Origin of the sequence: Veillonella faecalis, assembly GCF_024677885.1 — a bacterium.
In the GTDB taxonomy this organism is placed as follows: Bacteria; Bacillota; Negativicutes; order Veillonellales; family Veillonellaceae; genus Veillonella; species Veillonella nakazawae.
The window spans coordinates 20479-32952 of the sequence record NZ_JALBWL010000006.1; the positions used below are offsets into that span (position 1 = coordinate 20479).

A 12474-nucleotide genomic window follows, 5' to 3' on the forward strand; every position below is an offset into this window, starting at 1 on the left:
TGTCACTATCCTCCATAAAAAGTCTATCTGTTTTATTATACTACATTATGAAGTTAATTTCATGAATAACATCATTACATTTACAGAACGCCCTACATAACGTACAATAAAATATATAGTATTTTGGAGGTGTCTATGACAGAAGTACCTAGAGTCTTAACAATTCAAGACATGAGCTCCATCGGCCGTTGTGCCCTAACCGTTATGATTCCAATCATCAGCGCTATGCGTTGCCAAGCGGTTCCATTGGCAACAGCTGTATTGAGTAATCATTTAGAATATCCACACTACGAGTTTGTAGATTTATCGGCACATATGAGAGATTTTATGGACTGCTGGGATAAAAACGAAATCGACTTTCACGCCATTGTAAGTGGTTTTTTAGCATCCCCAGAACAAATTCATCTCGTGGAAGAAGCCATCGATCGCTTCGGCAATAAGGGCCAAATGATTATCGTCGATCCTGCTATGGCCGATGATGGTCGCCTCTACTCGATTTATACACCTGATATGGTAGTAGCTATGCGCCAACTTGTTTCCAAAGCTCACATTGTAAAGCCTAATTACACGGAAGCTTGTTTCTTATTAGATATTCCATTCTCTACAGATTCTATTAGCGATGATGAATTGCGCGATCGTTGCAGGAGATTGCATCAAATGGGCCCTGACATGGTTATCATGACCAGCGTACCATCTGAAACACATGCGGTTATCGCGGTCTATGATGGACCAACTGATTATTTAAAAACTTATGATATTCCTCTTATCCCTGTGAAAGCTACAGGAACTGGGGATATCTTTACTGCTGTATTATCCGGTGCAGTAATGAGGGGATATTCACCGTATGATGCGGCAGAGTTAGCAATGAATTTTACTACCAAGGCGATTCAAGCCACAGTGGATACTGTAAAATCAATGAAGCAAGGTGTAGCCTTTGAGCTAGTCTTGCCAGAATTAACTCAACTATAAGATATAAATAAAGGGGAACTTATGGATTTACTCTATGTTGTATTACGAACACTACTCATATGTACTGTCGGTTTGCTCATTGCATTCCAAGGTCGACGTATGGGATTATCGATTTTTAATCTAACGGGACGGTTAAATCGACTACAATTTATCATATGCTTCATTGTTTTAATGATTTTATTCCACATCGTTCACTACATTGATGATGTATTCTTGGACTTTGTTGTTTCTTTACCAGCCTATTGGTTTACAAGGGTTGTTATATGGATTTTATTAGCATCCTTATTCCCATTATCCTGCATCTTATTTGGCCGTCGTATTCATGATATCGGCTTTAATGCTTGGGCAGGGATTCTATGGTCAGTAATCATCATTTTCATCAATACCTATTCTGCTGTATCGCCATTCAATTACTTGCTTGAACTTTTCGTATGGCTCATAGGCTTCCTCTTTTGGGTTTTACCGGGACAACCGGAACCAAATCAATATGGGAATCCTCCATTTATGTCTGTGAATAGACCAACTTATGAGTCAATGCAACAACCTAAATCAGAAACAGAACGAGAAATTAGAAAAACCGTTCGCAAACGTCGTAAAAAGCGTTAACTCATAACATGTCCCACTTCATAAAGAAAAAACGTATCTCTAAAAAGAGATACGTTTTTTCTTTTTACTATAGACTATTCAGTTATTTCAGCTATTTAATAATCAATGCCTAATAATTCATGAGTAACATTAACTCAATCAATGTACAACCAATATAGGCGATAATAAACTTAACCTTTTGCTTACGCATTCTATCATCGTCAGCAATTTTAAGTCGATTTGCAAGGAACCGCTTATCACGAATTTGTAATAATAAATGTTTAATTCGCTCTTGACTTTCATTAGCCGTATCTTCATCACAATCAGATGTAAGTGTAGCCTGTTGCATGAAGATGCGACGGTGTAACTTACGCATTTGTATCTTGATGTTATTATGCACAAATGCACTTTGCCACTGTTTACGAGAATCAAAGTACATGTACAAATATCTCGGAATATTCATAACCAAGAAGGATATAATAAAAATCCCTAAGGAAATCAAGAAATATGTAGAGAATGAGAATTCTAAAGTTTCTGTAGGCAAGTAGTGATGCAAGATAATAAAGGTAATCCACACGCCGATTGGCAACAAGAGAACGGCCGCAATGTCGATAGAACGAAGCCAGCTAGTACGGGTTGGTACATCTGGTACAGTGAATGTATCTACTGGATCGTGGAACGCATAGTAATCTAACTGTAAAACAGATTGGCTAGTACGAGGATTCCCCAATAGAACAGGGCCATTACTACCGATATGTCGTTCAGGCAAAGGTATAAATTTTTTTACTTGTGTATTTGGTAATAGATCGAACTGGATAATCCCCTTTTTCTCGAAACGCATAGTAGATCCCTTCTCACCTAGTGCAATAGGATTAAAGAATATACCAAAGAGACTGAGGCACCAGTTACCTAATAAGTGTAGGATAGAGTTTAAAATAAACCCACCTGTATCTATATTATTTGTATCGAGACGGATTGCAAAAGATGATGAGTAATCATCAAACCATAAATCCTCTAAGGTGAATTCCACATTGATCACATTCCCCCATTTAGTAATAATGGATAGGAATATTTGATTGTTTGGTTCAAATTCAAACGTTACAGCGTAGAAGAACCAATGATTGCGAAGAGCAGCCCTCAACATACGATTAACTGTGTCTTCTTCTATATATAATAAACGGTGGTCGAACAAGTCTTGTTCTAATGGTGCCTTTTCCATGGTAGACATCTTATCCACCGCTGTATCATGATCAGATAATGTTTCATCCACCAAAGCTCGTAATTTGGTGAAGATCTTAGTCATAACCCCTCCAAGGGTAAAAAACAGCTTTTGATATACAAATTATACCATATATTGCATGATTTATCGATAAAAGACTACTACATATACTATTAAATATAGGTATACATAAAGCCCCTTTTACATAGTAAAAGGAGCTTTATTACTGCAGTTTAACATTCACCCTATTATAGTTTAATATTTATAATAGATAGTTTAACTGATATTTATTTTTATTGAATACTTGCCATAGATAGATAACAATATTCATAGAAGTGACCACGAAGGGCAATTAATTCTTCGTAAGTTCCATCTTCTATAATTTGACCTTTATCCATAAATAAGATACGGTCCATATGCTCTAATCCTTCTAACTGATGTGTAATATATAAGCATGTTTTATCCTGTACATATTCCATCAAATCACGATGCAAAGCCTTCCTCGTTACTTGGTCTAAACCTTCTAATGGTTCATCTAACAAAACAACTTGAGGTTTTCGCAAGAATAGTCGAGCTAAAGCAACCCGTTGTCGTTCGCCACCACTTAGACCATGACCACCACTACCAACAATCGTATGAATATCATCTGGCAAGCGTTCCACTACAGAGCGCAACGAAGCACGATCAATAGCATACTCTAAATCAGCTTCTGAGGCATCCGGTCTTGCTAGTCGAATATTATCTTCAAAGGACGCATGGAAGATATATGTATCTTGTGTAATAGTTCCTAACGCATTACGCCATGTATCGATAGAAATATCCTTTAATTCTACGTCACCTACATGAATGGAACCACCATAATCATATAAACGCTCAAGCATATTAAATAATGTAGTCTTACCAGAGCCACTAGCCCCAACGATGGCAACTGATTGCCCTTGTTTAATGTCTAATCTAAGATGTTCATAAATGCAACGATCTTTATTATAACCGAAAGATACATCAGTAAAGGTAATGTCTCGATTAGCATTGAATGGTTTTGGTTCCTTCGGATCTACCACAGGCATTGGCTCATTGGCGAGTGCCATGAGACGACTCGTAGCTACCTTGCTTTCAGCACCATGGTGAACGGCAGCAATCATAGGTTGTAAGGCCTCAAACCAAGCTTGTGTACCAATAGCAGCAACTGCTACCATAACACTAGCCCAAGCTCCGGTCAACGCATTGGCTGCCAATATGGCTACAATGACAACTGTAATTTGGACTCCACCTAGGAACAGCGTATTGCCTAAGTTCATGCCTCGCTCGATAATACCTTTATTAGCATCCACAGCACTCATCATATGTTGAATACGATCGTATACTAACTGTTCATTGCCGTAGCTAATGACATCCTCCAAGCTATCCATGGTATCACTTAATAGGGATTTATATTCCCCTTGTTGAGGTCCAATTGCCGTCAACGATTGTTTGTTATGAGCATATACAACTAAAGGCAAAGCTAGACCTAATATAAAGGCTGCTAAAACTATAGGCGCAACCAAACTATTATCAATCGTAGATACACCATAAGCAACTAAAATAGTTAAAGCAATGGCTGCTGCAGGCGGAATCAACGTACGCAAGTAGAAAAATTGTAGTACCTCTATATCCCCCATAATGCGGCCTAGCATATCCCCTGCACCAAAACGTTTAAGAATAGCCGGCGCCAATGGTTCTAAATGAGCATAAAACCATACACGCAAACCATACAGACCTTGGAACGCCATACGATGAGATGTATACCGTTCAAAATAACGACATACTGCACGACTAACACCAAAGAAGCGGACGCCCACAATAGCAAGGCTTAAATAAGTAAGACCCGGTTGCAATGCAGCTGATGCCAATAACCATGCAGATACAGTTAATAAGCCCACATTCATAAATACCGTTAAGAATGTAAAAATCAAAGCTAATACTAACGACCACTTTGCAGGGCTCAGCACAGTAAATAATAATTTCCATCCTTGTATGCCCAGCTTAGAAGTTGAAACCTCAGGAGTCTGTATTGTATCTTTCCCCAATACGTAAGCATCTTGATTATCTACCCGAATTAAATTATCAATTTCTTCTCTATGTTCTAAGCTAAATGACTTTTCTGTTTTTAATTGTTCTTCAATAGTTGAAGAAAATTCACCTAAACCAGAGGTAACAAGGTCCTTAAAATAACCATCTACTGCGAGAAGCTTCGCATAAGAACCTTGTTGAATAATACGTCCATGTTTCAAAACGTATAGTGTAGATGCCCAATGCATCGTTTGTAGACGATGACCAATGATAATGACGATTTTATTATCCATCAAACGTTTGATAGCACTACTTATAATAGCTTCTGTTTTTACATCAAGATGTGCCGTCACCTCATCGAGAATTAACACTTGGCCCTTTCGTAAAAATGCACGTACTAAGGCAACCCGTTGACGTTCGCCACCACTCAGACCCAAGCCACCTTCACCAATAACAGTATCTAGTCCATCTTGTTGTCTATTGATCACATCTAGTAGCTGTACCTCTTTACAAGCTTCTATAATCTCTTCATCACTTACATTCATCCCAAAGGATAATACGTCACGCAAAGTTCCTTTCATAATATGTGGATGTTGAGATACATAGGTAATTTGTTGGCGCCACCACTCAATATCGATGTCACATAGATCAAGACCATCTATAGTAACACTGCCTTTAGGAGCAGTTAAAAATCCCCCAATAATATGGGCAATTGTAGATTTCCCTGCTCCACTTTCACCAACAAGCATGATCGGAGAATTACGTTTAGCCTCTAATGAAATATGTTGTACACCATTTTCACTATCTTCATAGGTAAAAGTTAAGTCCTTAATTTCAATTGCTTGTACCTTACCTTTAAGTTGAGATTGACCACCTATAGGCAACGATGGCTGGCGATTCATAAACTCTTCGTATTTTAAAATCGAGGTCTTACCTGCCATACCCGTATGGAAGGCAGCCCCCAATTGTCTAAATGGCGTATAGAACTCTGGCGCTAATAGCAAAATAAAGAAAGCTGAAAAGAATGAGATTTTACCATCCAATAATGTTAAGCCCAGGTATACCGCAATCAATGCTGTACTAATAGTACTTACGAGCTCAAGAACTAGAGCAGATAAAAACGCCACACGCAATACTCGTAATGTAGAGTCTTTAAACTCCTCAGATAAACGACCAATAACCTTAATTTGATCCTTTGCACGACCAAAAAGTTTTAATGTTGTAATACCTTGCAATACATCAAGAAAATGACCAGATAAGAAGCTCATACGCTCCCACTGTTCTTTATTAAGACGATCCGCTTGCTTACCAATTAAGATCATAAAGAATGGAATTAATGGTACGGTGATAATTAGAATGATACCAATAATAGGTAATGTATCTACAATAGCAATACCCATAATAAGAGGAATCATAATAGCATATAAAATTTGAGGAATATAACGAGCTACATAAGCATCTACTTGCTCTAATCCATCAGTAAGCATATGTATCACATCGCCATGGCGTTCCTTATGTTGCACACCAAGTTTAAACATATGCTCTAAGGCCCGTTCTCTAAAGGTTGCTTTTACTGCACTACCTAATCGATTTGCTACGGATTCTTGTATATAATGTGCAAGCAATCTTACAATAATAGCAATTCCTAAATAGATAATAGAATACCTTTCATCATGTAAGGTATTCTCTGAAAATATAAAATTATTAATTAAGGTTCCAAAGAACCAAGCTTGCCCAACAATAGCCAAACTCTCTACTAAACAGGTTAATCCTAGTAGTAATAGCTGACCTTTATGTTCTAGCAGCGCTTTAAAAGCAGTACGCTGTATCATAGTATCCTCTACGGTAAAACTATTAAAATATAAAATCAAATCGATTAGACTCCCCCTAACTAAGTCTAAATTAAATTTTATTTAAATATAATCTAAGTTAGCCCAAGTGAATCTAAATTTATCAATATCATATCCATCTTACCACAAAAAAGAGGCGTGCCGCTACGACACGCCTCACATTGAGACCTAAATTTTACAACTCACCAGAGTTATAAAGCTATTCTATTAATAGTGTAAGTCTTTTTCAGATACACGATGACGGAATGTCCAGTATACCCAGATTTGGTAAGCCAAGATAATTGGCACAAATACAAAGGCTACACAAGTCATCAATGTCAATGTGTAAGTAGAGTTACTTGCATTTGCAATAGTTAAGCTCCACTCAGGATTCAAAGAAGAAACCATGATGCGAGGGAACAAACCAGCAAAGTAAGCAGCCGTTACAGAAATAACGGATAAGGAGCTGAATACAAAGCCCAATTTTGTATTACGAGTACGTGTTGCGCCCCAAGAAATGAGGAAGAACACGATTGCCAACACAAAGCAAACAATTGCTAATACAGAGTTAAACAAATCTGTAAATACATAAGTTGCACCTACCAATGCTAATGCACCGATAGCTGTAGGAACACCTACTACTAAGGAAGCTGCACGAGCGCGTTCAGAAACAGCACCAGCAGTTTTGATAGAAGTGAACAAGCCACCATGGTATGTGAATACCAAGATAAACGCAATGCCACAAAGTACTGTGTATGGGCTTAACAAATCAAAGAATGTACCTACATATGTCATGCTTGCATCAATTGGAGTACCTTGAATCAAGTTACCAACTGTAACGCCCCACAACAATGCAGGAATCAAGGAACCAAAGAAGATGCAGTAGTCAAAAGTTTTACGCCATAACAAGTTAGGGCTCTTGGAGCGGAATTCAAAAGATACGCCACGGATAATAAGAGCCGCAAGCATTAAGAATAACGCTAAATAGAAACCACTAAACAACGTAGCATATACATGAGGGAAGGATGCAAATAATGCACCACCAGCAGTGATCATCCATACCTCGTTACCATCCCAAACAGGACCCAAGGCATTGATCATTTGACGACGTTCAACGTCAGTTTTACCGATGAATGGTAATAAAATACCAGTACCATAGTCAAAACCTTCTAATAAGAAGAAGCCAGCGAATAGTACAGTAATTAAAATAAACCATACCACTTCAAGGTTATTAAAAATTAATTCCATAATCTCGCCTCCTCTTTTTCAACTACATCGTGAGATGGATTGCCATCTGGACCTTTTTTGATGTGTTCTACAGCAAGGTAGAGAGCCGCAATAGCTGCTACGATATACACAACTGTGAAGCCGATGATAGTAGTCATAATTTCTGGAGCTGTAACGGATTTAGAAGCACCGTCTACAGTTAATTGCAAGCCATTTACAAGCCATGGTTGACGACCTGCTTCTGCTACAAACCAACCTGTGGAATGAGCAATGAATGGCAATGGCAATGTCCAGAACATAATTTTTAAGAATGTGCGATTTCCAACCAATTTGTCTTTTGCATTAAGGATAAGACCTACGAATGCAACAAGCAACATAATGGAACCAGCTGCAACCATGACACGGAATGTCCAGAAGATTGCTGGAACATCTGGAATATAGTTACCAGGACCGTATTGAGCCTCGGATTTGGCTTGAAGATCTTTAATACCCTCTACTTTACCAGAAGTAAAGGAGTTTTGAGTTAAGAAGGACAAACCACCAGGGATTTCAAGTGCGCCCGTATTCTTTTGAGCTTTAGTATCAATGTTAGCTACCAAAGAGAATGGAGCAGGATCTTGTGTTTCCCACAATGCTTCCATAGCAGCCATTTTCATAGGTTGTACTTTTGTAATGTATTGACCTTGATGATGACCTGCCAAAGCGCCTAAAGTACCGAATACAAGAGCAATAACCATGCCCCATTTAGCAGAACGACGGTAGAAGTCTGTCGCATTGTTGCGCAATAAGTGCCAAGCACTGATGGCCATGATAATTACGCCTGCTGTTAATAAACCATTTAACACGATATGGAAGAATTGGCCTGGTACATAACCATTTTGAACAATTGTTAAGAAATTATCCATTTCTGCACGGCCATTACGGATTACATAACCTACAGGATGTTGCATGAAGGAGTTTGCTACGAGAATCCAGAATGCGGATAGGTTTGTACCTAATGCCACCAACGTAGCTACAAGAGCGTGAACAGTTTTATTCAAACGGTCCCAACCGAAGATCCATACACCCATGAATGTAGATTCCAAGAAAAATGCCATTAATGCTTCAAGGGCCAATGGAGCGCCGAAAATGTCACCCATAAAACGAGAATATTCTGCCCAGTTCATACCGAAATGGAATTCCTGAACAATACCAGTTACCACACCCATAGCAAAGTTAATTAGGAACAATTTGCCCCAGAATTTTGCCATTTTTTTGTATACTTCTTTACCAGTAGACACATATGTCCACTCCAAGATAGCTACAGTCACTGTCATGCCTAGTGTGAACGGCACAAACAACCAGTGATAGATAGATGTTAGCGCAAATTGTAATCGAGCTAAATCTACAGCTTCAAACATGTGTTTTCCTCCTTAGAATAAAATACCTACATCACTTGATGAGCTTTCGCTAAAAACCTTGAATCATTGCGCTTGTGAATATGGCAACGCTTCAGACGCAATCAACTGTTCACGTTGGGCAAGAGTTTTAAAGTTAACCAGCTCCAACTGATTGATTAATTGGTCCTGAATTGTTCCCATCGCTTCATTGATAGCACAATGTCCCATACAAGACTTAGAGCAAGAACCTACATCATATAAACACCGTTGTAAATACGCATCCCCTTCTACCGCTCTAATTACATCGAGCAATGAAATCTCTTGAGGGTCTCGATTGAGGGCAAACCCACCATCTACACCACGAAAGGATTTCATAATCCCAGCTGCAATGAGACTACGCATAATCTTGAGCAAAAATCGTTCTGGAATCAATTCTTGCTCAGCCAATACAGAACCCGTTAGCTTCGTTCCCGAAGGTAAGAGCGCCATATGTAAGACCATGCGAAATGCATAATCCGTGGCCTGATTTAACTTCATAAGGTCTCCTTTCTCGTGCACTCGGACAAACGTATTACTAAATCTAGTATAATCGAAATAAAACAATACTGCAATGGTATTGTTTTATTTATTGAGAATTAGCATATATAGACTTTATGCCCATTAACAATGGTGTTATCTGAATATTTTTATATCCCCCAAATAGCATTATGAATTCTATTATCAAAAAAGACTGCCCATAAATGAGCAGTCTTTATAGATTATTTTGTAATTTCTCGTACCAGATGTGCCATTTCAGGAATGATGAGTTTACTCATCGCCAAAGTAACTGCACCTACAGAGCCAGGAACAGAGAACATTAACGTATTATTGTTCACCCCAGCTTCTGCACGAGAAGCCATTGCCTTAGTCCCAATATCTTCTGTATAGGACAAATATCTAAAGATTTCCCCGAAACCAGGGATATGTTTCTCATAGAGACTATTAGCTGCTTCAATAGTTACATCGCGCTTAGCAATTCCCGTACCACCTGTAGAGATGATAACATCAATAGATTCATCATTACACCATGGGATCATTGCATTTCTAATTTCATCGTAATCATCAATGACAATTTTACGATCTGCCACAATATGGTCTGCTTGTTCTAAAAATTCTTGTACTTTATTACCGCCTTTATCAGTTTCAAAGGTACGCGTATCAGAAACTGTTAAAATAGCAACGCGTAAAGGTCTTGCTAATACTTCGTAAGACATAGTTCCTCCTAGAATAACGGAATAATAGATGCTAATGTAGGCCATCCATTATCGCGTAAAAAATCACGTAATGACCATGTATAGTGAATGAATGGTGCACAATGTAGGCGTAACCAGAACGATAAGTACGGTGTGTCACCTTGGAATATAGCCAATCGATTTAAGGCATATAAATTATCGCCTGGCTGTACTGTACCTGGTTGTACTGTGAAAGCCATTTTGTAACCAGACTGTTTAGTTACATATTGCACGAGCATATCGTTAAACCCACCAGGATATGCTAAATATTCAATGGGCTCACCTAAAATCCCCTCTAATGAAGTCTTCCCTCCAAGCAGAGCATCTGGCAACTCAGTAGGGTCAATTTTTGTTAAGATCTTATGATGATTAGTATGACCTTGAATATCAAAGCCACCTGCTTCCATTTTATGCATTTGTTCTGTAGAAACAAAACCAGGCGTATTAGCAGCATCACTAATCATAAACAAGGTAGCCTTCATATTGTATTCCTTTAAAATAGGCAATGCATTATTATAGTTATCAACATAGCCATCATCAAAGGTAATAACAATTGGCTTATTCGGTAATTCAGTACCATTTTCTAAATAATCATATAATTGATCTAATGTAATCGTGTTGTATCCCTGATTATGTAAATACTCCATCTGCTCTCTAAACTGATCAACATGAAGAGTCAAAGCTGAATGCTTTTCATCGTTTACTTGATGGTAATTAAGAACTGGTACACCATAGATTTTATAATCAGTAGACAGCCCCCACATAACACCAAAAGAGATAGCTAAAATTGCAATACATATTGCGAGAAAACATAATATTTTTTTAATACAGCTCTTGCCATATTTATACATATAAACTAATCACTCCAATCCACTTAAGCATATAATGAGAATATCACACATACCTAGTATTATCAAGAAAATCCCTCACAAGATATTCATATTAATCTATGAATGAAAATATTTATTAGTAATATGCAAAAATAGACATAAAAAAGCCCTATAAACTTGGAGATCAAGAGTATAGGGATCGTTATTTACATATATTTAAAGTTATACAGCGGCTTTACGGTTCGGTAACATTGGCACGTTGTGCCGCGTTACCGTATGGATAGAGTTGGATACTACCACTAGCCGCGGCTTCCTATCAATCCTCACTGTGGATTTCCCTTCTCTGCTCCGCAGCTCGGTAAATCTTACGTTCGGAAGCACTCATATGGGTCATTTGCGTCGCTTAGTTCTAAGTCCTCTTCGGTTGCCCTACTTGCTTCCTCACTGTGGATTTCCCTTCTCTGCTCCGCAGTTCGGTAAATCTTACGTTCGGAAGAAAGCGATGCAGTGAATCTGTCGTCGTTTCACTCCTCCATCTTCTACTGCCCTGCTTTTCCCAGTGACGTCTTACATGGACACGTACATAGATACAACCTCTACAACCTTGGCTAGAGACGACTCTAGTAGGGTTAGCTAGTCGAAGACTAGCTAAAAGAAAAAGGCCTACCTTTAGGTAGACCTTTTTCTTTTCGTTAATCAGCGGCTTCCTATCCTCCCAGGCCGTCTCCAGCCAAGTACTTTCGGCGTTTATGAGCTTAACTACTGTGTTCGAGATGGGAACAGGTGGATCCTCATAGCCATCGCCACTGAATCTGTCAGAGTTTGTACTCTGAAAACCACATAGAAGTTATATATATTTGTTGCACTAGAAATTCTAGACTAATTTGTTTTCGTCGTCAGCTGTGGATTTTGTTTCACAAAATCTTACGCTGCGACATAAGCGATTACGCGCAATGTATGCGTCGCAATGCTCCTTTACATTGGCTACACTGCTTAAGTAAAGCCCTCGATCTATTAGTACCAGTCAGCTCCAAACCTCACGGCTCTTCCACACCTGGCCTATCAACCATGTCGTCTACATGGGATCTTACTAGCTTATGCTATGAGAAACCTCAT

At 38.6% G+C, this 12474-nt stretch carries 9 protein-coding genes and 2 rRNA genes; 2 read left to right on the plus strand and 9 right to left on the minus strand.

Annotated elements, in window-relative coordinates:
* Positions 1–135 precede the first annotated feature (135 nt).
* Together MOQ65_RS09175 and MOQ65_RS09180 are read left to right on the plus strand one after the other, a co-directional pair.
* A complete protein-coding gene (locus MOQ65_RS09175; protein ID WP_257847352.1) occupies positions 136–969 on the plus strand; it encodes a pyridoxamine kinase in 834 nt (277 codons plus the stop codon).
* Between the two features lie 21 nt (positions 970–990).
* Complete coding sequence (locus tag MOQ65_RS09180; RefSeq protein ID WP_257847353.1) at positions 991–1575, plus strand: DUF805 domain-containing protein; 585 nt, start codon at positions 991–993, stop codon at positions 1573–1575.
* 109 nt (positions 1576–1684) lie between these two features.
* Here the strand turns inward: MOQ65_RS09180 and MOQ65_RS09185 are convergent, their stop codons facing one another.
* The 9 genes from MOQ65_RS09185 to MOQ65_RS09225 form a co-directional block, all read right to left on the minus strand.
* The gene (locus tag MOQ65_RS09185; protein WP_257847354.1) at positions 1685–2857 is read right to left on the minus strand and encodes a hypothetical protein; all 1173 of its coding nucleotides are present in this window, start codon (positions 2855–2857) and stop codon (positions 1685–1687) included.
* Positions 2858–3066: 209 nt separating this feature from the next.
* Positions 3067–6654 (minus strand): thiol reductant ABC exporter subunit CydD, encoded by a 3588-nt coding sequence (cydD, locus tag MOQ65_RS09190; protein WP_257847355.1) that lies wholly within the window; start codon positions 6652–6654, stop codon positions 3067–3069.
* Positions 6655–6879: 225 nt separating this feature from the next.
* Positions 6880–7899 (minus strand): cytochrome d ubiquinol oxidase subunit II, encoded by a 1020-nt coding sequence (gene cydB / locus MOQ65_RS09195; RefSeq protein WP_257847356.1) that lies wholly within the window; start codon positions 7897–7899, stop codon positions 6880–6882.
* Positions 7890–9278, minus strand: a complete 1389-nt coding sequence (locus MOQ65_RS09200; RefSeq protein ID WP_060924990.1) for a cytochrome ubiquinol oxidase subunit I — start codon at positions 9276–9278, stop codon at positions 7890–7892. Before MOQ65_RS09200 ends, cydB begins: the two co-directional genes overlap by 10 nt.
* A 63-nt stretch (positions 9279–9341) precedes the next feature.
* On the minus strand, positions 9342–9794 hold the full coding sequence (locus MOQ65_RS09205) for an RrF2 family transcriptional regulator (protein ID WP_156719683.1): 453 nt from the start codon (positions 9792–9794) through the stop codon (positions 9342–9344).
* A 221-nt stretch (positions 9795–10015) separates the two neighbouring features.
* Positions 10016–10510, minus strand: a complete 495-nt coding sequence (locus MOQ65_RS09210; RefSeq protein WP_105086133.1) for a MogA/MoaB family molybdenum cofactor biosynthesis protein — start codon at positions 10508–10510, stop codon at positions 10016–10018.
* Positions 10511–10518: 8 nt separating this feature from the next.
* On the minus strand, positions 10519–11379 hold the full coding sequence (locus MOQ65_RS09215; protein WP_257847357.1) for a polysaccharide deacetylase family protein: 861 nt from the start codon (positions 11377–11379) through the stop codon (positions 10519–10521).
* A 673-nt stretch (positions 11380–12052) separates the two neighbouring features.
* Positions 12053–12169, minus strand: a 5S ribosomal RNA gene (gene rrf / locus MOQ65_RS09220).
* A 182-nt stretch (positions 12170–12351) separates the two neighbouring features.
* Positions 12352–12474 (minus strand): 23S ribosomal RNA (locus tag MOQ65_RS09225); the annotation flags it as partial.

What these genes read in the sequence shown, in the direction of transcription:
- MOQ65_RS09175 (WP_257847352.1), top strand. Translation starts at nt 136, where the DNA reads ATGACAGAAGTACCTAGAGTCTTAACAATTCAAGACATGAGCTCCATC.
- MOQ65_RS09180 (WP_257847353.1), top strand. Translation starts at nt 991, where the DNA reads ATGGATTTACTCTATGTTGTATTACGAACACTACTCATATGTACTGTC.
- MOQ65_RS09185 (WP_257847354.1), bottom strand. Translation starts at nt 2,857, where the DNA reads ATGACTAAGATCTTCACCAAATTACGAGCTTTGGTGGATGAAACATTA.
- cydD (WP_257847355.1), bottom strand. Translation starts at nt 6,654, where the DNA reads ATGATACAGCGTACTGCTTTTAAAGCGCTGCTAGAACATAAAGGTCAG.
- cydB (WP_257847356.1), bottom strand. Translation starts at nt 7,899, where the DNA reads ATGGAATTAATTTTTAATAACCTTGAAGTGGTATGGTTTATTTTAATT.
- MOQ65_RS09200 (WP_060924990.1), bottom strand. Translation starts at nt 9,278, where the DNA reads ATGTTTGAAGCTGTAGATTTAGCTCGATTACAATTTGCGCTAACATCT.
- MOQ65_RS09205 (WP_156719683.1), bottom strand. Translation starts at nt 9,794, where the DNA reads ATGAAGTTAAATCAGGCCACGGATTATGCATTTCGCATGGTCTTACAT.
- MOQ65_RS09210 (WP_105086133.1), bottom strand. Translation starts at nt 10,510, where the DNA reads ATGTCTTACGAAGTATTAGCAAGACCTTTACGCGTTGCTATTTTAACA.
- MOQ65_RS09215 (WP_257847357.1), bottom strand. Translation starts at nt 11,379, where the DNA reads ATGTATAAATATGGCAAGAGCTGTATTAAAAAAATATTATGTTTTCTC.